Source organism: Acinetobacter kookii, assembly GCF_900096895.1.
Taxonomy (GTDB): Bacteria; Pseudomonadota; Gammaproteobacteria; order Pseudomonadales; family Moraxellaceae; genus Acinetobacter; species Acinetobacter kookii.
The window spans coordinates 842,439-861,393 of the sequence record NZ_FMYO01000001.1 but is presented as its reverse complement, the minus strand read 5'-3'; the positions used below and the strand labels follow the sequence as shown (position 1 = coordinate 861,393).

22 protein-coding genes are annotated in these 18,955 nt (G+C 43.7%); 17 read left to right on the top strand and 5 right to left on the bottom strand.

All coding sequences use genetic code 11. The annotated features are described in order from the left end of the window. Position 1 precedes the first annotated feature (1 nt). The 11 genes from nuoH to BLP85_RS04105 all read left to right on the top strand — a co-directional run bounded on the left by nuoH (position 2) and on the right by BLP85_RS04105 (position 10,054). The gene (nuoH, locus tag BLP85_RS04155; protein ID WP_086174878.1) at positions 2-1,018 is read left to right on the top strand and encodes an NADH-quinone oxidoreductase subunit NuoH; all 1,017 of its coding nucleotides are present in this window, start codon (positions 2-4) and stop codon (positions 1,016-1,018) included. Positions 1,019-1,036: 18 nt separating this feature from the next. Then, positions 1,037-1,579, top strand: a complete 543-nt coding sequence (gene nuoI, locus BLP85_RS04150) for an NADH-quinone oxidoreductase subunit NuoI (protein ID WP_092818850.1) — start codon at positions 1,037-1,039, stop codon at positions 1,577-1,579. Next, on the top strand, positions 1,579-2,097 hold the full coding sequence (gene nuoJ / locus BLP85_RS04145; protein ID WP_171259646.1) for an NADH-quinone oxidoreductase subunit J: 519 nt from the start codon (positions 1,579-1,581) through the stop codon (positions 2,095-2,097). Before nuoI ends, nuoJ begins: the two co-directional genes overlap by 1 nt. Then, positions 2,097-2,405 (top strand): NADH-quinone oxidoreductase subunit NuoK, encoded by a 309-nt coding sequence (gene nuoK / locus BLP85_RS04140; protein ID WP_004651041.1) that lies wholly within the window; start codon positions 2,097-2,099, stop codon positions 2,403-2,405. The genes nuoJ and nuoK overlap by 1 nt, the downstream gene beginning before the upstream one ends. Next, the gene (gene nuoL / locus BLP85_RS04135; protein WP_092818849.1) at positions 2,402-4,291 is read left to right on the top strand and encodes an NADH-quinone oxidoreductase subunit L; all 1,890 of its coding nucleotides are present in this window, start codon (positions 2,402-2,404) and stop codon (positions 4,289-4,291) included. Before nuoK ends, nuoL begins: the two co-directional genes overlap by 4 nt. A gap of 7 nt (positions 4,292-4,298) precedes the next feature. Continuing rightward, positions 4,299-5,903, top strand: coding sequence for an NADH-quinone oxidoreductase subunit M (gene nuoM / locus BLP85_RS04130; RefSeq protein WP_171259645.1), 1,605 nt, complete (start codon positions 4,299-4,301; stop codon positions 5,901-5,903). 3 nt (positions 5,904-5,906) lie between these two features. Beyond that, the gene (gene nuoN / locus BLP85_RS04125) at positions 5,907-7,400 is read left to right on the top strand and encodes an NADH-quinone oxidoreductase subunit NuoN (protein WP_092818847.1); all 1,494 of its coding nucleotides are present in this window, start codon (positions 5,907-5,909) and stop codon (positions 7,398-7,400) included. A gap of 123 nt (positions 7,401-7,523) precedes the next feature. After that, positions 7,524-8,159 (top strand): uracil phosphoribosyltransferase, encoded by a 636-nt coding sequence (gene upp, locus BLP85_RS04120; RefSeq protein ID WP_092818846.1) that lies wholly within the window; start codon positions 7,524-7,526, stop codon positions 8,157-8,159. 83 nt (positions 8,160-8,242) lie between these two features. Continuing rightward, positions 8,243-8,536 (top strand): cold shock domain-containing protein, encoded by a 294-nt coding sequence (locus BLP85_RS04115; RefSeq protein ID WP_092818845.1) that lies wholly within the window; start codon positions 8,243-8,245, stop codon positions 8,534-8,536. A 124-nt stretch (positions 8,537-8,660) separates the two neighbouring features. After that, complete coding sequence (locus BLP85_RS04110) at positions 8,661-9,395, top strand: cold shock domain-containing protein (RefSeq protein ID WP_092818844.1); 735 nt, start codon at positions 8,661-8,663, stop codon at positions 9,393-9,395. 71 nt (positions 9,396-9,466) lie between these two features. Continuing rightward, positions 9,467-10,054, top strand: coding sequence for a cold shock domain-containing protein (locus BLP85_RS04105; RefSeq protein ID WP_092818843.1), 588 nt, complete (start codon positions 9,467-9,469; stop codon positions 10,052-10,054). Between the two features lie 52 nt (positions 10,055-10,106). On the opposite strand, the gene gigC is transcribed toward BLP85_RS04105, so the two are convergent. Beyond that, the gene (gene gigC / locus BLP85_RS04100; RefSeq protein WP_092818842.1) at positions 10,107-10,988 is read right to left on the bottom strand and encodes a LysR family transcriptional regulator GigC; all 882 of its coding nucleotides are present in this window, start codon (positions 10,986-10,988) and stop codon (positions 10,107-10,109) included. A gap of 85 nt (positions 10,989-11,073) precedes the next feature. Here gigC and BLP85_RS04095 point away from each other — a divergent pair, with 85 nt between their 5' ends. After that, positions 11,074-11,835, top strand: a complete 762-nt coding sequence (locus tag BLP85_RS04095) for a ferredoxin--NADP reductase (protein ID WP_092818841.1) — start codon at positions 11,074-11,076, stop codon at positions 11,833-11,835. Between the two features lie 146 nt (positions 11,836-11,981). On the opposite strand, the gene BLP85_RS04090 is transcribed toward BLP85_RS04095, so the two are convergent. Both BLP85_RS04090 and BLP85_RS04085 read right to left on the bottom strand, forming a co-directional pair. Then, positions 11,982-12,404 carry a hypothetical protein gene (locus tag BLP85_RS04090; protein WP_092818970.1) on the bottom strand — a complete coding sequence of 141 codons (423 nt, stop codon included), beginning with the start codon at positions 12,402-12,404 and terminating at the stop codon, positions 11,982-11,984. 159 nt (positions 12,405-12,563) lie between these two features. Continuing rightward, positions 12,564-12,743, bottom strand: a complete 180-nt coding sequence (locus BLP85_RS04085) for a hypothetical protein (RefSeq protein WP_092818840.1) — start codon at positions 12,741-12,743, stop codon at positions 12,564-12,566. Between the two features lie 139 nt (positions 12,744-12,882). Between BLP85_RS04085 and BLP85_RS04080 the strand changes: the two genes are divergently transcribed. From BLP85_RS04080 to BLP85_RS14920, 4 genes are all read left to right on the top strand, one after another. Next, a complete protein-coding gene (locus BLP85_RS04080; RefSeq protein WP_092818839.1) occupies positions 12,883-13,227 on the top strand; it encodes a hypothetical protein in 345 nt (114 codons plus the stop codon). A gap of 223 nt (positions 13,228-13,450) precedes the next feature. Continuing rightward, complete coding sequence (locus tag BLP85_RS04075) at positions 13,451-15,385, top strand: mechanosensitive ion channel (protein WP_092818838.1); 1,935 nt, start codon at positions 13,451-13,453, stop codon at positions 15,383-15,385. Between the two features lie 213 nt (positions 15,386-15,598). Next, positions 15,599-15,730, top strand: coding sequence for a hypothetical protein (locus tag BLP85_RS15030; protein WP_228143245.1), 132 nt, complete (start codon positions 15,599-15,601; stop codon positions 15,728-15,730). 166 nt (positions 15,731-15,896) lie between these two features. Next, on the top strand, positions 15,897-16,049 hold the full coding sequence (locus tag BLP85_RS14920; RefSeq protein WP_165493294.1) for a hypothetical protein: 153 nt from the start codon (positions 15,897-15,899) through the stop codon (positions 16,047-16,049). 15 nt (positions 16,050-16,064) lie between these two features. Here BLP85_RS14920 and BLP85_RS04065 read toward each other — a convergent pair whose 3' ends face one another. Both BLP85_RS04065 and BLP85_RS04060 read right to left on the bottom strand, forming a co-directional pair. Beyond that, on the bottom strand, positions 16,065-17,264 hold the full coding sequence (locus tag BLP85_RS04065) for a BaiN/RdsA family NAD(P)/FAD-dependent oxidoreductase (protein ID WP_092818836.1): 1,200 nt from the start codon (positions 17,262-17,264) through the stop codon (positions 16,065-16,067). Between the two features lie 54 nt (positions 17,265-17,318). Continuing rightward, on the bottom strand, positions 17,319-18,200 hold the full coding sequence (locus tag BLP85_RS04060) for a 1-aminocyclopropane-1-carboxylate deaminase/D-cysteine desulfhydrase (protein ID WP_092818969.1): 882 nt from the start codon (positions 18,198-18,200) through the stop codon (positions 17,319-17,321). Positions 18,201-18,473: 273 nt separating this feature from the next. On the opposite strand from BLP85_RS04060, the gene BLP85_RS04055 reads away from it, so the two are divergent. Continuing rightward, entirely contained in the window at positions 18,474-18,662 is a 189-nt protein-coding gene (locus BLP85_RS04055) for an NF038215 family lipoprotein (RefSeq protein WP_092818835.1), read from the top strand. Positions 18,663-18,955 lie beyond the last annotated feature (293 nt).

The window sequence follows — 18,955 nt, the reverse complement described above, 5'->3', positions numbered from 1 at the left end:
CATGAATCAAGAAATTATACGTCAAACACCGCTATGGGCTGAGAACTGGCCAATTGCTTATTCAGTTGTTCAAGCGATTGTAATCTTGCTTGTAGTGGTGCTTGTCGCTGCGTTGATGTCATTCATCGAACGTCGTTTACTTGCGTTATGGCAAGACCGTTATGGTCCAAACCGTGTTGGTCCCGGGGGGATGTTCCAGATCGTTGCCGACATGCTGAAAATCATGTTCAAGGAAGACTGGACACCTAAGTTTGCTGACAAACTGACTTTCCGTTTAGCACCTGCAGTTGCCATGGCAACTGCGGTACTGTCGTTCATGGTGATTCCTGTAAGTCCGACTATGGGCGTAGCAGACATGAGCATCGGCCTGTTGTTCTTTATGGCAATGGCTGGTATTGCAGTATATGCCGTGCTATTCGGTGGCTGGTCTTCAAATAACAAATATGCGTTATTGGGTGGTCTGCGTTCTGCGGCTCAAACCATTTCTTATGAAGTGTTCCTGGGTATCTCGCTGATGGGTGTGGTGGCAATTGCCGGTTCATTCAACATGCGTGAAATTGTTGAAGCACAACGCGATGTATGGTTTGTGATTCCACAATTCCTGGGTTTCATTATCTTTATTGTTGCAGGTGTTGCGGTAACTCACCGTCACCCATTTGACCAACCGGAAGCTGAACAAGAATTGGCGGAAGGTTATCACGTCGAATACGGCGGTATGAAATGGGGTATGTTCTTCGTTGCAGAATATGTCAACGTGGTTCTTATTTCAGCATTGATCGTCACTCTATTCTTTGGCGGTTGGTTAGCACCATTTAACCTAGAAATTCCATTTATTCCACCAGTATTCTGGTTCATTATCAAAACAGCATTCTTTGTGATGATGTTTGTCTTGGCTCGTGGTTCTTTAATGCGTCCACGTTATGACCAGGTGATGAACTTTGGTTGGAAAATTTGTTTGCCATTGGCGTTGGTCAACTTGTTGGTGACTGGTGCTGTGATTCTGATGAATCAGGCCTAGGACAGCAGGGAGTACAAAATGTATAAAATTCTAGCTGGATTCGGGTCAATCGTACGTTCATTGTGGATGGTGTTCAGCCACGTGACACGTAAACGTGACACTATTCTTTATCCAGAAGTGCCAGCTGAACAAATTGTTCCGCCGCGTTTCCGTGGTCGTATTGTATTGACACGTGACCCGGATGGTGAGGAACGCTGCGTGGCGTGTAACCTGTGTGCGGTTGCATGTCCGGTTGGCTGTATTTCTTTACAGAAAGCAGAAAAAGAAGATGGTCGCTGGTATCCGGAGTTTTTCCGTATCAACTTCTCGCGCTGTATTTTCTGCGGTATGTGTGAAGAAGCCTGTCCAACGACAGCAATTCAAATGACACCAGATTTCGAGTTAAGTGAATACGTTCGTCAAGACTTGGTCTACGAAAAAGAGAACTTGCTCATTTCAGGTCCTGGTAAATATCCTGACTATAACTTCTACCGTGTAACCGGTATGGCAGTGACAGGTAAAGATAAAGGTCAAGCACAACGTGAAAGTGCGCCTGTTGACGTACGGAGCTTATTACCATGATGTGGCCATTTTATTTGATGGCACTCGTGGCCATTGTTTCTACGGTTCGTGTGGTGACTAACGCGAATCCTGTGCATGCTTTATTAAGCCTGATCGTGTCCCTCCTTGCAGTAGCAGGGATGTTCATGATCGTTGGTGCGCCATTCGCTGGCGCACTAGAAATTATCGTTTATGCCGGCGCGATCATGGTGTTGTTCGTGTTTGTGGTGATGATGCTGAATCTTGGTCAACATACGGTTGAACAGGAACGTAAATGGCTGACGTCTTCTGCATGGGCATATCCAGCATTGATGAGTTTCCTGATGGGCTTGGTGCTGGTTTGGATGCTTGGTTCGGATTACACAACGGCAGGTCCTGTAATGGGCACTCAAGTTGTGGGACCTAAAGCTGTAGGTACAGCGCTCTTTACTCACTACTTACTATTGGTCGAAGTTGCCGCAATGTTATTGCTTGCAGCCCTCGTTGCAGCATTCCACTTAGGTAAACGTGAACCAAGTGCAAAAGAGGAAAAAGAATAATGGGCAACATTCCTTTAGAACACGGTTTAATCGTTGCAACCATTCTTTTTGCACTGGGTTTTTACGGTGTAATGGTGCGACGCAACCTATTATTTATGTTGATGAGCCTTGAAATCATGATGAACGCAGCAGCACTTGCGTTCGTTCTTGCGGGTAGTGCATGGTTACAGCCAGATGGACAAATCATGTTCATCCTGATCTTGACCCTTGCTGCTGCAGAGGCTTGTATTGGTCTTGCGATCGTCCTTCAGTTCTACCATCGCTTCCATCATTTGGATGTGGATGCTGCTAGTGAGATGCGCGGATGAGTTATTTATATTTAACAATTTTATTTCCGCTCATTGGCTTTGTCCTCTTGGCGGCGGGGCGCAATAAGCTTCCTGAAAATGTAGCAGCCATTATTGGTGTCGGTTCAGTCGGTTTATCTGCTTTATTTGCATTGATTGCCGGCATGGGCTTTGTAGACAATGGTTCAGTAGCTCAGGTTCAACATCTTTGGACCTGGTTCAATGTCGGCGGTTTTGCACCGGGCATGAGCCTGCACCTGGACGGCCTGTCATTGCTGATGACCGGCATGATCACCGGTGTGGGTTTCCTGATTCACATCTTCGCCTCATGGTACATGCGCGGTGAAGAAGACTTCGCACGTTTCTTCTCTTACTTCAACCTGTTCGTTGCCAGCATGTTGCTGCTCGTTCTTGGCGATAACCTGGCGTTATTGTTCCTGGGTTGGGAAGGCGTAGGTCTTTGCTCTTACTTGCTGATCGGTTACTACTACCAAAACCCGGAAAATGGTTTTGCAGCAATCAAGGCATTTACCGTAACGCGTATTGGTGACGTATTCTTACTGATCGCTTTATTCTTGCTATACCAACAATTCGGTACTTTGCATATTGGTACAATCGTGGCCAATGCACCTCAAGTATTGGCGGGTGACCATTCACTTGCAATCTGGACATCATTAATGTTGTTCCTGGGTGCTGCCGGTAAATCTGCGCAAATTCCACTACAGACATGGTTGGCCGATGCAATGGCAGGTCCTACACCTGTTTCTGCATTGATCCATGCGGCAACAATGGTAACCGCAGGTGTTTACCTGTGCTGCCGTATGTTCTCCGTGTTTGAAATGACACCAGAAGTGATGATGTTCATCTCGATCACTGGTGCAGTAACATTGATTGTGGCCGGTTTTGCTGCATTGGTTCAAACCGACATCAAACGTATCCTGGCTTACTCAACCATGAGTCAGCTCGGTTATATGTTTATGGCGGTGGGTGCTGAAGCATACCAGGCGGGTCTGTTCCACATGCTTTCACACGCATTCTTCAAGGCATTATTGTTCTTGTCTTCTGGTGCGGTGATTCTGGCTTACCACCACGAACAAAACATTTTCAAAATGGGTGGTTTGTTCAAACATAACAAATTCTTGTTTGCCTGCTTCGCGATTGGTGGCGGTGCGTTGGCTGCAATTCCATTCTTGACCATCGGCTTCTTCTCTAAAGATGCCATCCTTGGTGCAGTTTGGGTACAAGGTCAAAGTATTGCACTTTATGACTGCTTATACTGGACAGGTGTAGCAGGTGCTTTCTTAACGTCAATCTATACATTCCGTTTAATCTGGGTTGTATTCTTTGATAAAGAAAACACGCCGTATCACGAAATCAAAGGTGCGACGTATTGGGCACCATTGGCAATCCTTGCTGTTCTTTCAACTGGTCTGGCTTACTTCCTGAAAGCACCGGTTGAATCAATCTTAAATGCTGCGAAAATTCCTGCGTTTATTGTTGATGAACATTTAATGCATGGTATGCATAGCGCTGAATATACTGCTGTGGGTATTGCACTGGCTGGTCTTGTGGTAGGTATCGTATTATTTGTCTTTGCCTACAACGCAGTGAAAGGTTTTGCCCGTACTTCATTCGGTGCTGGCCTTGCTAATATCTGCCGTAATGCACTTGGTTTTGATGCGTTGTATAACATCGTATTTGTGAAACCATATTTGCTTATCGCGAAAATTTTAGGTCGTGATCCGATTGACGGCCTGTGGTTAGTGCTTCCTGCCATTGTTAAAGGTGGTCATAGCTTCACCAGCTCACGTCAAACAGGTTCATTGCGTGAATACGCATCAAGTATGTCACTCGGTGTAGTGGTGTTGCTGATGATCCTGATCGTGATTCAGGTAGTGGGGAAATAAGATGGAAATCACAAACAACTGGATTTTACCCGCGCTGATCCTCGTACCGTTCATTGCAGGTTTTGTATGCTGGGTCGTCGACAAGCTCGACGACAAACTGCCGCGTTACATTGCGTTATTCGGTATGCTCATTACTTTGGGCTTGACTGTTGCGCTTTGGAATTCGGGTACGTATCACTATGAACTCGGCGCAAAAGTTCCAACTTGGTCTGCCGAATTCATGCTGCCTTGGATTTCAACCCTCGGCATTAACATTCACCTGGCGGTGGATGGTCTTTCACTGCTTATGGTCGGCCTGACTGCATTACTGGGTGTACTTGCAGTAGGCTGTTCATGGGGCGAGATTCAAAAGAACGTTGGTTTCTTCCACCTTAACCTTTTATGGTCTTTGGGTGGGGTCATCGGTGTATTCCTGGCGATTGACCTGTTCCTGTTCTTCTTCTTCTGGGAGATGATGCTGGTACCAATCTACTTCCTGATTGCCTTATGGGGCCATAAGGGAGCAGACGGCAAGTCACGTGTATACGCTGCGACCAAGTTCTTCATCTATACCCAGGTAGCAGGTTTGATCATGCTGATCGGTATTCTAGGCCTTGTGGTTTACGGATACATGATGACTGGCATGATCGGCTTCGATTACAACTACCTGTTAGGTGTGGCGAATACGCTTGATGCACAGTTGCCATCAGTGGCTTATGCCTTGATGATCTGTATGTTCATTGGTTTCGCTGTAAAACTTCCAGTGTTCCCATTGCACGGCTGGTTACCAGATGCCCATGCCCAAGCACCGACAGCCGGTTCTGTCGACTTGGCAGGTATCCTGATTAAGACTGCTGCATACGGTCTGCTGCGTTTTGTTATGCCATTCTTCCCGGCGGCTTCTGCACAGTTTGCAGACATCGCGATCATTTTCGGTTTAATTGGCGTGTTCTACGGTGCATGGTGTGCTTTCCAGCAAACCGATATGAAACGTTTGCTGGCGTATACTTCAATTTCGCACATGGGCTTTGTATTGCTTGCACTTTACGCAGGTAATATCCTGACTTTCCAAGGCTTAATGATCATGATGCTGGCACATGGCTTGTCATCTGCTGCCTTGTTCATTATGTGTGGTCAAGTGTACGAGCGTGTTCATACGCGCGACTTGCGTTTAATGGGTGGTATGCGCGGTCAATTCCCGTACCTTGCTTTCTTCCTGATGTTCTTTGTTGCTGCGCTTGTCGGTATTCCAGGTTTGGGTAACTTTATTGGTGAATTCCTGATTTTGATGGGTTCATTCAACAAATTCCCAGCCTTCACTATTGTGGCAGCAATCAGCTTGGTATTGGCAGGTCTTTACGGCTTGATCCTGATTCACAAAGCATTGTTCGGTACGCCAAATGAAGAGCAAAAACAAAATTATACAAGCCCATTGAAAGACTTGAATGCGCGTGAGATTGTTATTTTGTTAGTGTGTGCTTTTGGTCTACTATGGCTCGGTATCTATCCACAAAGCTTCCTTGATATTTCAAATTCAAGCATGGCGTGGTTAGCCAACAGCTATATCCCAGTTCAAGAAGTTGTCGATGCGACTCAACAGGTCGTATCTCAACAAAATGTGGAGATCCAATAAGCCATGAACTTCACAATGTCATTTTCCGAGCTTATGCCATTAGCTCCTGTGATGATCGTGGCTTTAACTGCGATCGTAGTGATGCTTCTCATTGCAATTAAACGTAACCATAATTTAATTGCAACAGCCTCTGTAGTCGGCTTGAACCTTTCTGCAGCCTATGTCCTGATCGCGATGTTCGGTGGTGCTTTTGCACCAGCGAACGTGATGGGCATGTTTATGCTTGACCCGTTTACCTTGCTTTACCAACTGGTCATCCTGATTGCTGCACTGGCTTGCTGTACCTTGTCACATGCTTATATTGAAAGCTATCAAGATAACCGTGAAGAACTGTATATCCTGATGCTGTGCTCGGTAGCGGGTGCAATGCTGATGGTGGCAAGTTCTCATTATGCATCTTTCTTCATTAGCCTTGAGCTGATGTCGATTCCTGTATACGGTCTTTTGGCTTATACGCACCAACGTTCACAATCTTTAGAAGCGGGTATTAAATACCTTGTTCTTTCAGCAACTGCTTCTGCAATGCTGTTAATGGGCATGGCATATATCTATGCTTATACCGGTTCATTGTCTTTCTATGACAATGTTCAGGCCTTGATGCAAGCCATCAAACAGCCAATGGTGATTTTAGGTCTAGGCTTAATCGTTTTTGCTGTTGCATTCAAACTGTCTCTTGCGCCATTCCATAAATGGACGCCAGACGTGTATGCAGGTGCGCCAGCGCCAATCGCAACATTCCTTGCGACTGTGGCCAAGGTTGCAACCATTGGTCTGTTTGTACGTTATTTACTGGCTTCAGGTGCAATCTTGGTAGATTCAATCGTAACCATCATCACGATTATTGCGGTGCTTTCTATTCTGGTGGGTAACTTCCTTGCAGTACGTCAAGTCAACCTGAAACGTATTCTGGGTTACTCTTCAATTGCGCACTTTGGTTATTTGCTGATTGGTTTAATCAGCATGACTTATGCAAGCCTGGGGAATGTATCTGTATACGTAATCACTTATGTGTTGACAACGATTGGTGCATTTGGTGCTGTTGCGTTGATGTCTAGTCCATTTAACAATGTGGATGAAGCACAAAGCTTGGCAGATTACCGTGGCTTGTTCTGGCGCCGTCCAGTATTGACTGCGACCTTGACTGTCATGATGCTGTCTCTTGCGGGTATTCCATTGACTGCTGGCTTCATTGGTAAGTTCCTGGTGGTGATGGCTGCGGTAACAACCCAGCATTGGTTCCTTGCTGCCATGATTGTGGTGGGTTCAGGTATCGGTCTGTACTATTACCTGCGTGTGATGGTGGTGATGTACATGACTCCGCCAGATACGCCACGTATTGATGCCGACAAACATTGGGGTCAAAAAGTGGGTGGTATTATGGTGCTTGCTGCGGCATTAGCTGTATTGGTGATTGGTGTTTATCCTGATCCAATCATCAAATTAGCGCTGCAAGCAGAGATTTTATCTCCATTGCATTTCATGCTCTCTCAGCAATAATCTAAAAAAACTATAAGTTTTTAGCAAAAAGCCTCCTTTCATAGGGGGCTTTTTGGTTTATAAGAGATATAAAAAACATTTATAATAGCTGAAATTTTATCTTATTTTTTTAGGTACTCTCCCGTGGCTATTCATGAAATCCGTCATCCGCTGATCCGACATAAACTAGGTTTGCTACGTCGTGCAGACATCAGTACAAAAAACTTCCGCGAATTGGCACAAGAAGTGACCATGCTGCTGACGTATGAAGCCACCAAAGACTTGCCGATGTGTGAGCATGAAATTGACGGCTGGAATGGCAAAGTGACTGTAGACCGCATTGCAGGTAAAAAAATTACCGTTGTCCCTATTCTGCGTGCCGGTATTGGCATGTTGGACGGTTTCCTGAACCTGATTCCAAGTGCGAAAGTCTCGGTACTGGGTCTTGAGCGTGACGAAGAGACCTTGCAAGCGCGTACTTACTACAAAAAACTGGTACCCGATGTACAAAACCGTTTGGCAATGATTATCGACCCGATGCTGGCCACCGGTTCTTCACTGGTTGCAGCGATTGACGTATTGAAGGCGAGCGGCTGTAAAGATATCCGAGTCATGGTTTTAGTGGCTGCACCAGAAGGCATTAAAAAAGTAGAAGAAAAACATCCGGATGTCACCATTTTCACCGCCTCTATTGATGATGGTCTCAATGAAAATGGCTATATTGTTCCAGGGCTGGGTGACGCGGGCGATAAAATTTTCGGTTCAGTACAAAAAGACTGAGTCTCGAAGACAAATTAAAAGAGGCTTCATGCCTCTTTTTTTATATACTGTAGACATGGCATTTTTTAGCATAGGGCAGCAGCATGAAAAATGAAGTATATCAGGGGAAGATCAAGAAGTATGACCCTGAAAAAGGCTTTGGTTTTATTGGTTCGGCTGAAGGGGATATTTTCTTTCATATTTCAGATTTCCCTGCGGCAGAAGGTGAACCGAAACGTAATGAACGGGTAAAATTTGTAGCTGTGAAGAATGGCGACAAGTACAAGGCCGTTCGCATAGAGCGCGTTGCAGATCATTCAGCAAAAGCGAAAAAATCAAAAGTATCGACGCATAATCAGTCGATTACATCTGCCTTGTTGTCAAATTTTCGAGGCTGAATATTCCAGTTTTTTAGTTCAGCATGAGAATGTTCCGGGTTACTTTTGACGATGATCGGAAAAGAGGCTTTTTAGCCTCTTTTTTATTATAATAAGGAAAAATATAAATGAAAAAGAGTGTTTTATGTTGCTTCAGGGGAAAGTCAAAACCTATAACGCAGAGCGCGGTTTTGGATTTATTGCAGTACAGGAAGGGGAAGTGAAGGACATTTTCTTTCACATTAAAGATGTTCCCCAGAGCAGGGTCGAACCTAAAGTAGGGGAGAACTTAAAATTTATTATTGTGGAAGATGACGGCAAGTTCAAAGCCGATCGTATTATGCGACTGGACCTGCAGTCTGCCTCAGAGGATAGCATGCCGGTCAAGCCGGAAGGCAGAAAAAAGAAGACGGCTTCACCACGTTATAATAAAGCTTCACAGAAAGGCCGAATCCTGTCCGGCATTGTCCTGATCATTCTGGCAGGACTTGCTGTGATCGGTTATGATCAATATCAGGATTATCGCACCGCAGAGCAGCTGAAAGCACAGCAATTGATTATAGAGCAGCAGCGTATTGTGTCAGAACAGCGTGAAGCGCTGGGAGATTTACCCGAAGCGGTATTGTCGGAGCAAGGGCAGCGTAATCTGGCGGGTGAAACTTACAATACCACTAGACCGCGCTCGGAAAAAATTAGTGCCAGTATTGATCAGCAAAATGGCGTGAGGCTGGCAACAGCACAATTTAAATGTGATGAACGGCAGCATTGCAGTCAAATGAGCTCAAGAGCAGAAGCTGTGTGGTATGTGCAAAACTGTCCCAATCATAAAATGGATGGTGACGGTGACGGCATACCGTGTGAAAATGATTCACGCTGGTAATAAAAAAGCGCCATTAAGGTACTTTTTTTATTACAATCCTCGACATAAGATTTAAACAATAAGAGATTGTTATGTTTGCTGAGGGGACAATCAAAAGCTATAACACTGAGCGTGGCTTTGGCTTTATTGATGTGAATGGGGAAAAGAGAGATTTATTTTTTCATATCAAAGATTTTCCCAATAAAAATATCGAACCTAAAATAGGCGAGAACTTAAAGTTTCGTATTGTTGAAGATAAGGGAAAACTAAAAGCCGATAATATTGTTCGTTTAGATGTAAAAATTGAATCTGTATCACATACGCCGTTGAGTCGAGCAAAAGAGAAGAGTAATTACCGACACCGTCAAAGTAAAAATGATAAGCAGGAGGGAGGATTCCTCACCACTATTATTGGTCTAGTTATTATTGGTGTACTGATTTATATGGCCTACGGTAAATACCAGCGTTGGCAACTTTCACAACAAGCACCGAGTACTGTACAAACTGTTGTCGAGCAGTCAGTTAATTCAAGTCTAAACAGTTATCACTGTGATGGACGTATTCATTGTTCACAAATGAATTCTCGTGATGAAGCACGCTGGTTTGTGCGCAATTGTCCGGGAACACAAATGGATGGTAACAATGATGGTGAACCTTGTGAAAATGATTCACGCTGGTAAAACGAGTCGAAAATAAAAAAGCGCCTCCACGGGCGCCTTTTAAATACAGAAATTATTTATCTTCGCAAAATTTTATAAAGGCTTTTAGACCAGGTCCCTGATATTTTTGCCGATGCACCAACATGAATAAAGGACGGGTCAGCTGCCAGAAAGGGGTGTCTAAAATGACCAGCTGACCTTTTTCACGTAAAGGTTCAATGGCGAGTTTAGAAATACAGGACATGCCTAAACCGCCAGCCACAATTTTAAGAATCGCTTCATTATGACCGAGTGTTAAACGGATATTGGCATCTGGAAGGTCTTTTAAAATGGCATTGTCAAACACCTCACGGGTACCTGAACCTTCTTCACGTAAAATCCATTCGACATGGTCAAAATCTTTAGCGGTAATTGCACGGTTCAGTTTTGCCAATGGATGCTCGGGTGAACAGCATACTGCCAGTTCATCATCGCGCCAGTGTATACATTGCAACTGTGGAAGATGACATGAACCTTCAATCAAGGCTAAATCCAGCTGGAACTGGTTCACGGCTTCAATCATCTGACGGGTATTGCCGACTTGCAACTGCAAATGTGCTTGCGGCTGAATTTGCAAAAAGTCCGCCATCAGGTCGGGCATCAGGTAATCACTGATGGTTAAGGTGGCTCCCAAGCGCAGGTCAATACTTTGCAATTCACCTTTGGCCGCCTGTTCAAAAGCTTCGCAGCGACCTAAAATTTCCAGCGCTTGCGGAAGTAAGAAACGACCTAAATCATTGAGTTGTAGACGTTTACCGAGACGGTCAAACAGTGGAGCACCCAAGCCATCTTCCAAATCCGCTAAAGCCATACTTGCAGCACTTTGCGTGAGCTTAACGGCATCGCTGGCTTTGGTTACTGTGCCTTCTTGTGCGACTGCTACAAAAACAGCCAACTGGCGTAAGGTCATGCGCATGAATAGAGCCTTAACATTTAAAAAATATTAATAAATTATGTGGTCATGCTACCATGAGCACAGTCTTTCATGCCACGCTGAAATCATGTCAATTGAAAAATTTAGCTTAGAAAAAGTTTTATCTGTACACCGCTGGACCAATACCTTATTCAGTTTTACCATGACTCGACCTGCGCATTTTAAATTTACCGCAGGTCAGTTTGCACGTATTGGCCTAAAAGTAGGCGATGAACTGGTGGTTCGGGCTTATTCCGTGGTGTCATCGCCTTTTGATGAAATCCTGGAATTCTTTTCAATTGTCGTGCCAGACGGTGCATTCACTTCTAACCTGCAACATCTACAAGTTGGTGATGAGCTGTACCTGGAAAAAATCCCCTATGGTTTTTTAACCTTGGCACGTTATCAGCTTCCTTTGCCGCATGACTTATGGCTACTTGCCACTGGCACGGGGTTGGCACCATTTATTTCCATGCTGCAAGACTTTGAAACCTGGTCGAAATATCAAAAGATCAATCTGGTCTATAGTGTACGTACTGAAGCCGAACTGGCTTATGTCGAGCGTATTCAGGAAATTGCTGAAACCTTTGGCGAAGGGCATACGGGCTTTAAATTTATACCGATTATTACCCGTGACCCTCATGCAGCCTTGCATGACCGTTTACCGGTACTGATTGAAAATGGCGAACTGGAAAAAGCGGTGGGGCTGCAATTTAATGTAGACACCAGCCATGTCATGCTGTGCGGTAACCCGCAAATGGTGGAAGACACCAAAGAAGCATTAAAAGCACGTGGCTTGAAAATGAACCGTCGTGGTGAAGGTAATATTGCGGTGGAGAATTATTGGTAAGTGACTTGAGGTAAAAGGAGGAGTTGGGGAAATTCAATCAGATGGAAATCATCTAAAAATTCATCCCTCCTGACCTCCCTTTAAAAAAGGGAGGAGATTTAGTCACAAAAAAACCTCCAATATGGAGGTTTTTTATGATCACTAGTTTAGTGAACAAACATATCAATAAATTCACGGATTTCCTGAATGGCAGTATCCACATCACTGGTCAGCCAGGTGGGTTCAAAAATCCCTGCATAATATTCAAGCCGTTCTTGGGGAACCACCAGACGGATCGGACATTCTTCTTCCAGTAAGCGCCAAGGAATAATGGGCACTTCATTGTCTATAAACGGGGCAATATTGCGAATGTCAATTACCATGGCATTGATGCATTCAGGAAACGGCATCACAGAAAATTCTTCGGTACGGCGACGGAAATATTCCAGATCACCCCATTTAAGCACGTAACTCGGCTTATTAAATTCAATAATCCCAATGAGATGTCCATCACGAGTGTAATGCAAACAACATTGATGAGTGACGTCAGTGTCCAAATCAAGCGTTACAGATTGCTGACGATACGCCATAAAGTTAAGCAGCATGAAAAACGAGGTGGATAATTATAGCTCATTTTAAGCCTTTCAGCACCTAAAGCATGCTTCATCCTGAAAGCTTAGGCAGGTTTAAAAAATCGGTTAATTTTCCTATTTTAAAAACCGTAACTTAAATTCATTTCCTTTGCATGGTTAAAATTTTGCCGGGGCTTCAATTAAAATAACAGTGTCTTGTTCCACATATAAAAATGGAATAACAGTTCCATAGACTGCGATAAAGGCAACAACAGCAATAACTTTAAAAGAGCTATAGAAAAGAATGATAGCCTGACTGGAAATTGAATCGACACAACCTTCTTGCCTTAAACACATTTAAACAACTGCTTTCTGAACTGCTGTTTTTTAAGTGAAAATTACAAGTCTTCACTATGTCACTATGCTTTTATACATAACTGATCAGGAAATATAGTTAATATAAATACATGGAATGAAATAAAAGAGGGGAAAAAACATGACACATGATTTTAATAAACCGCCTCATGTTACGAGTGAAGAAGAAAGATCTCAAAAAAAACGTTTGCCAGTGTATATCCTTCTTCTTGTAGGGGTGTTTTTCATTGCCGTACTGGTTTACATGTTTGCCTATACCAAACCGGAATCACAAGATGCTCCTCCAGGGCATCCTGACCCTACTGTCCAACCTGCCACACCAAACAATACCGCGACTACCGGCACTGCAACAGCAACCGATGAAGCCGTTGCTACAGACGCCGATACTGTAACAGAACCGGGTGAAAAAAGTGCAATAGGTGAGGCGACCGATAATGTCGGTATCGGTCGAGGCAACAGCAACTAAACGCATAATCTCAATGTCATTATTTAAAGCTCTGATCTGAAAGGATTGGAGCTTTTTGCAATCTAATGTGCGCTTTTGTTGTATTTATGCGAGTTTGTATTGAAGAAAAAATAATCGAATTCTAATGTGTTCTTAACGTCATCATTTTAGGTTGAGCTGAGCCAACATAAACCAGTATTCATCTGTAGAAATTCAATAAGTAATAACAAGAGGACATGACAATATGAATGAGTATTTTTCTGGAGGCCCTAGAGGGGGTGAATTTGATGCGATGTACTATTGGAATCAGTTTCATCCTATTCTCGCTGCCATCGCCATTTTAATCATAGGTTGGATTGTTGCCCTTATTATTGCGGCAGGAATTAAAAAAGTTTTACAAAAGCTTGGAACAAATCAAAGACTTTCTGGAGCGACAGGACATCGCTCAAATGTTGAAAATATCATTTCGCGTATCATCTTCTGGATTGTAATGATCATTGCCGTCATAGGCGCGTTGAATGTGCTGAATCTCACCAGCGTGAGCGGGCCATTCAGCAATATGATCCAGCAATTCCTGTTGTTTATTCCTCAACTTCTAGCAGCTATTGCGGTCGGTTTTATTGGCTGGATTGTTGCGAATCTGGTCAAAATGGGACTGCAAAAACTGCTGGACCGAACTGAACTGGATGAAAAGTTAAGTGCTGATGTGGGTGTCAGCCCAATTAGCCAGAACATTAGTGACATTGTTTATTGGCTGATTTTATTATTATTCTTGCCAATTGTACTGTCGATTCTGGGCTTAACCGGATTGCTTGCTCCAGTGCAGAACATGGTAAATGAAGTTGTCTCATTCTTGCCGAATATCTTTATTGCCGCTGTGATTGTATTTGTCGGTTATATTCTGGCAAAAATTGTACGCGGTATTGTCGAAGGTCTGGTGGGCAGTTTAAATCTACAGCAGCATGCCCAGAAAATCGGGATGTTTAAAAATTCCAATCTGCCTCAGGTACTCGGCTCATTTGTCTTTGCGATTATTATCATTACTGCCCTGATTATTGGCTTTGAAGCGCTGGGCGTTGAAGCGATTTCACAACCGGCCACGGCCATGTTGTATGAAATCATGAATGCCATTCCCCATATTATTGCAGCTGCCCTGATTCTTATTCTGGCGTATGTGGTGTCACGCTTTGTGGCTAAACTGGTGGTGGACATTGTTTCTGGAACGGGTGTGGATGAAATTCCTGCCAAAATGGATGCGCAACGCTTTTTAGGCACAACTAAAGTATCGTCAATTATTGGTTATCTGATAGTGTTCTTTACCATGCTGTTTGCGGTATCTGAAGCAGCAAACCGGCTTGGTTTTGAACAGATCAGTGTACTGATTTCAATGTTTATTCAATTTGGTGCCAATATCTTGCTAGGTGCAGTCATCCTGATGATTGGATTCTGGCTGGCAAATCTGGTGGCCAAGGTGATTGGACGAGGTGAATATGTCAGTTCACGCTGGCTGGCAAATCTGGTTCGTATATTGATTATGGGCTTGGTGATTGCCATGGGCTTGCGTGCAATGGGTATTGCCGATTCCATCGTCAATCTGGCTTTCGGCTTAACTTTGGGTGCTGTCGCCGTTGCCTTCGCATTGGCCTTTGGTTTAGGTGGGCGCGATCCGGCACAACGTGTCTTGACCGACTTGATTGATAAATGCAAAAAAGAGGCGAAGCAGCCTAATCCCTTGCGTCAGGACAATTCGGACCGAATCAGTTCAGGGCAGAGTTCAAGCTCAGTTTCCGCCCAGGCCGCACGTGAATTTACTGAACATGGCACGGAAAATTCAAAACCAGGTTCTGATGCATCGGTGGATAAATCTTCTGAACTGGAAATGGATGGGGGAGCAGCACCTGCTTCTGATCCGGCAAAACCGATTGCCGAGTCTCACTTTCCAGGAGCTGATCAAAAAAATGTTTCGACTCCGGGTTTATCCAATCCAACTCCTGCCTCATTAACCACGGCACCCCAGGATGAACTAAATCAGGATCAGAGCGTTCCAGATTCTTTCCGTGTTGATCCTAAGCACCCGCCAGAAAATAATCCTTTTGGATCTACAGGTGAGGCGGAGTCTGATGTTGATCTTCACAGCAACACAGACAAAAATAATCCTAAGCCCAAAGATGACCAATAATTATTGCGGAAAGCAATAGGTCATATATTGCACAAACAAAGGGCTGCTTTGTTTGTGCATAAGGGATGGGTATGTTTTTTGCTGCTCTATTGTTATGAAGCGGTCAGTAAAATGACTGAATTTTCTATTGCAAGCCTGAGATCCGTTAAAATATGCATTGTCAAAATTATGGACGGATCGTCAACAGACCCTAATCCTGAACAGGAGAGCAAAATGAGTAAAAGAGAACCGAATAAGTTTCTTGCACCAATTGTGATCGCAGGTATAACAGTTGGGTTTCTTATGAGTGCATATAAATTTATATTTGCCAAACTTAAAGTTGAACATCAACAGAAAAAACCATAATATCGAGAAAATTTAGATAAAAAATAATCAATAAATGCTCGATTGTTGGCATGTATTATGCTAAATATAATTGTAATATTTAAAGAATATAAAGACTTAGTTTTAATATTCTTGAAATATTCATCATTCTATACTGGGACGTATAAATAATTATTGAGGGGAAATTATGATGTTAGTTAAAAAACTTTTAGGTTTAGTCGGGCAAGCATTTCAACAAGACTGCCAACATACACAAGCAGTTGCAAAGATGGATCAAGCAATTGTGCGTATGCAGCAGAAGCAGAATATTGAAATTTTACGTACGGATTATTTAGAATAATTCAGTTGCAATGGATTAAACATACTGCGATGCGGCATGTGCAGACGCCCATGCCCATTGAAAATTAAAACCACCTAAATGACCCGACACATCCAGAACCTCACCGACAAAGTACAAGCCTTTCTGTTTTTTGCTTTCCATGGTCTTGGATGATACTTCAGTGGTATCAACACCGCCCAAGGTCACTTCCGCAGTCCGGTAGCCTTCGGTTCCTGAGGGTTTTACTTCAAAATGATGCAGGCGCTTGGCGACCTGTTCCAGTTTATCATCGCTCAAATTACCGATCGCTGTGTCGGCAAATTCTGCCCAGATCAGATTTTGCAGTTCCAGTACCACACTTTTTGGCAGATGCTCATTTAACAAGGTGCGTAGCAACACTTTGGGCTGGCTGGATTTCTTGGCTTTAAAGAAATCTGTCAGATCAAGATTAGGCAGGAAATTGATGGTAAAACTTTGGCCGACATTCCAGTAGTTGGACAACTGTAATGAACTTGGGCCACTTAAACCGCGATGGGTAAACAGCAGGGCTTCGGTAAAACTGTTTAAATCATTCGACAGGGTAGCATCGACGGCATTACCGCTTAAACGGGTGGTCACCTCTTTAAACTGGTCGGAAAAAGTAAAGGGCACCAGGCCTGCACGGGTCGGGTGCACATGATGGCCGAACTGTTTGGCAATGTCATAACCAATCCCTGAGCCGCCCAGCGTCGGTACAGACAAACCGCCCGTTGCCACAACGACAGATTCAGCCTGGAAATAACCTAGAGTAGTTGCAACCTGAAAACCTTGATCATCTATAGCGGTAACCGCTTTGACTTCACAGCTGGTTTTAATGTCGACTAGGCCGGTTTTGTCACATTCAGCCAGCAGCATGGCCAAAATTTCCTTAGCCCCGTTTAAGGTAAATAACTGACCGTGTTTACGTTCTTCATATTCAATGCCATGTTCACAGACCAGACCAATAAAGTCCCAGTTGGTATAGCGGCTTAAGGCCGAGATTACGAAGTGCGGGTTATGTGAAATGTAGTTTTCAGGCTCGACGTACAGATTGGTAAAATTACATTTACCGCCACCTGACATCAGGATTTTTTTGCCCACCTTGTTGGCTTTTTCCAGTACTAAAACTTTACGGCCACGCTGGGCTGCCATAAATGCCAACATCAGACCTGATGCACCTGCACCTAAAACAATGACATCATACTGATTTGTAGACATGAGTAACCCGCGGGAGATAAAAGCAGGGCATTATAGACAATTTTGCGCTCAATTTCAGGATAGATATTCATCTCTATGCCGACCTTGCAAGCCGCCCGTATGAATGACCAAAATTCGTGAACCTTGCGGGAAGTAATTTTGCTGAATTAAATCCATCAGTCCGTACATCATTTTAGCGGTATAAACCTGTTCTAAAGGAATGCGGTGCTCGGCTTCGAAGGAATGCATAAACTGTAACAGCGCTGGCGTGGTTTTGGCATAACCACCACAGCAGTAGGCATCGGTGATTTTCCAGTTTTTCTTCGTCGTCCATTGCTCGACCTCCGACTTTAAAAAATCGCCTTTTAAGGCCGAAAAACCCAGCACGCTTTGATGGGCTGCACTTGCCTCAATCAGCCCTGAAATGGTGCCACCTGTTCCAACGGCACAGCAGATCATGTCATAGTTGTGCCGGTCTTCGGCAGCTAAAATTTCCTTGCAGCCTTGAATGGCCAGCGTATTCGTTCCACCTTCGGGAATGAGGTAATGCTCCGGATAGTGCTGTTTTAAGGCGGCCAGATATTCAGGCTGATCTTTTTGCCGGTACTGTTCACGTGAAACAAAATGCAGTTGCATACCCAATTGCTGCGCCGTGGCCAAGGTAGGGTTGAGCGTTTTATCTTTGAGTTCTTCCCCCCGGATCATGCCTACACTGGCAAAGCCAAACAGATGCGCTGCATAAGCGGTGGCAGCAATATGATTGGAATAGGCACCGCCAAAAGTCAGGACTTTTTTAAACCCTTGCTGCTGTGCTTCCTGAAAGTTGTATTTCAGTTTAAAAAACTTGTTGCCGGAAATTTGTGGATGAATCTGATCCAAACGCTTCACGGTCACAGTCACGGGGGCATCCAGTCTTAGCTTTTGGTAAGTCACTGACTGGGCAATAGGGTCAAACATTTCATCATGATCCATCAATATGAGACTGCATTGTACGTAAAATAAAATGATTTATGGCACGCTGTTTTCGTCAGGATCATCACAGCGATATTTCAATATCAGGCAGGACCTGAAAATAATGCCTGATGATTTTTGCTCTTGCGCATATTTACACAGGGCTTATTTGTAAATATATCTTAAATAATTGAATTAAAATTATAAAAATAATGATTGAAAAATACTCATTAGTGTTAATCTAAAAGCTATAACAATGATGAAAAAAGAGGATATGTGATGAAGACGCTATCCGTGGGTTTATCGCTATGCATGTTACTGTTAATGACAGCTTGCGATGCCGAAAATGATTATAACAAGCCGAAAACAGCACGCACCATGATTATTGGCGGTGTACCTGTGCATGATCAGGATTACCAGCTGTCTCAACTGAATGCGCGTGAAATCCAGCCCATCGCTCAAGAGTAAACCGAGCTGAAACCGACATTTAATCTCATGTTAAATCAAGCTCGACCTGCCAATTGGCAGGTCTGAATTTATATGTATCTAAAAAATTATTACTGAAATGATGTGCGGATTTTTTGTCTGTTTGAGTACATTCATAAAAATATATGTATACAGCCAATTTCATTGTAACTGTAACGATCTTTTACCCTATAAACCTCTATTTTATATTCCTCCATATCTCTCGCTACGCAGAGCCATACTTGTGTTCATTTCATCCATTTTCTAATAAATGAGGGCTTTGATTGCCTGCTTAG

Bases quoted from the DNA above. Each gene is read 5' to 3' on its own strand.
- nuoK (WP_004651041.1), top strand. From the start codon at position 2,097: ATGGGCAACATTCCTTTAGAACACGGTTTAATCGTTGCAACCATTCTT.
- nuoJ (WP_171259646.1), top strand. From the start codon at position 1,579: ATGTGGCCATTTTATTTGATGGCACTCGTGGCCATTGTTTCTACGGTT.
- BLP85_RS04105 (WP_092818843.1), top strand. From the start codon at position 9,467: ATGTTTGCTGAGGGGACAATCAAAAGCTATAACACTGAGCGTGGCTTT.
- BLP85_RS04085 (WP_092818840.1), bottom strand. From the start codon at position 12,743: ATGTGTTTAAGGCAAGAAGGTTGTGTCGATTCAATTTCCAGTCAGGCT.
- BLP85_RS04060 (WP_092818969.1), bottom strand. From the start codon at position 18,200: ATGTTTGACCCTATTGCCCAGTCAGTGACTTACCAAAAGCTAAGACTG.
- BLP85_RS04095 (WP_092818841.1), top strand. From the start codon at position 11,074: ATGTCAATTGAAAAATTTAGCTTAGAAAAAGTTTTATCTGTACACCGC.
- BLP85_RS14920 (WP_165493294.1), top strand. From the start codon at position 15,897: ATGATGTTAGTTAAAAAACTTTTAGGTTTAGTCGGGCAAGCATTTCAA.
- nuoN (WP_092818847.1), top strand. From the start codon at position 5,907: ATGAACTTCACAATGTCATTTTCCGAGCTTATGCCATTAGCTCCTGTG.
- nuoL (WP_092818849.1), top strand. From the start codon at position 2,402: ATGAGTTATTTATATTTAACAATTTTATTTCCGCTCATTGGCTTTGTC.
- nuoH (WP_086174878.1), top strand. From the start codon at position 2: ATGAATCAAGAAATTATACGTCAAACACCGCTATGGGCTGAGAACTGG.
- nuoI (WP_092818850.1), top strand. From the start codon at position 1,037: ATGTATAAAATTCTAGCTGGATTCGGGTCAATCGTACGTTCATTGTGG.
- BLP85_RS04110 (WP_092818844.1), top strand. From the start codon at position 8,661: ATGTTGCTTCAGGGGAAAGTCAAAACCTATAACGCAGAGCGCGGTTTT.
- BLP85_RS04090 (WP_092818970.1), bottom strand. From the start codon at position 12,404: ATGGCGTATCGTCAGCAATCTGTAACGCTTGATTTGGACACTGACGTC.
- BLP85_RS04065 (WP_092818836.1), bottom strand. From the start codon at position 17,264: ATGTCTACAAATCAGTATGATGTCATTGTTTTAGGTGCAGGTGCATCA.
- BLP85_RS04055 (WP_092818835.1), top strand. From the start codon at position 18,474: ATGAAGACGCTATCCGTGGGTTTATCGCTATGCATGTTACTGTTAATG.
- gigC (WP_092818842.1), bottom strand. From the start codon at position 10,988: ATGCGCATGACCTTACGCCAGTTGGCTGTTTTTGTAGCAGTCGCACAA.
- BLP85_RS04080 (WP_092818839.1), top strand. From the start codon at position 12,883: ATGACACATGATTTTAATAAACCGCCTCATGTTACGAGTGAAGAAGAA.
- BLP85_RS04075 (WP_092818838.1), top strand. From the start codon at position 13,451: ATGAATGAGTATTTTTCTGGAGGCCCTAGAGGGGGTGAATTTGATGCG.
- BLP85_RS15030 (WP_228143245.1), top strand. From the start codon at position 15,599: ATGAGTAAAAGAGAACCGAATAAGTTTCTTGCACCAATTGTGATCGCA.
- BLP85_RS04115 (WP_092818845.1), top strand. From the start codon at position 8,243: ATGAAAAATGAAGTATATCAGGGGAAGATCAAGAAGTATGACCCTGAA.